General features: G+C 41.6%; 1 protein-coding gene. It reads right to left on the bottom strand.

The window, feature by feature from the left end; genetic code table 11:
- The coding region (locus M595_RS28540; protein ID WP_023070018.1) for a choice-of-anchor D domain-containing protein at window positions 1–452 on the bottom strand (452 nt) is incomplete at both ends.

Genomic DNA, 452 nt, shown 5'->3' with positions numbered 1-452 from the left:
TCGTTGGTTGTAAATGAAAGTTCTCCGTTAAAAGTATTTGCGGTATTTGTATCAAGTTGAACATCAAAAGTTCCTTGAGAACCCGCAGCAATAACGGTTGGGAAAGTTCCCGCTAAAGTTAACCCGGTGGGAAGCGTTAACTCCGAAAGAGTTAAGTCAGCAGTTCCGTTATTTTCGATAGTGAAGGTTTTGCTAACTACGCTTCCAACCGTCGAAGTTCCGAAGTCAAACGTTCCGGTATTGTCAGCAATATTAGTGGTATTTTGAATAACGGATATTTCGGGAACCGGGTTGGGAGAAACTACACCAGAAACAGCAAAGTTAAACGGGTTTTCATCCGTGTCGTTGGTTGTAAATGAAAGTTCTCCGTTAAAAGTATTTGCGGTATTTGTATCAAGTTGAACATCAAAAGTTCCTTGAGAACCCGCAGCAATAACGGTTGGGAAAGTTCC

It is taken from the genome of Lyngbya aestuarii BL J (assembly GCF_000478195.2).
Classification (GTDB): Bacteria; Cyanobacteriota; Cyanobacteriia; order Cyanobacteriales; family Microcoleaceae; genus Capilliphycus; species Capilliphycus aestuarii.
The sequence above is the reverse complement of the archived record's forward strand: the minus strand, read 5'-3'. Positions and strand labels throughout refer to the sequence as shown.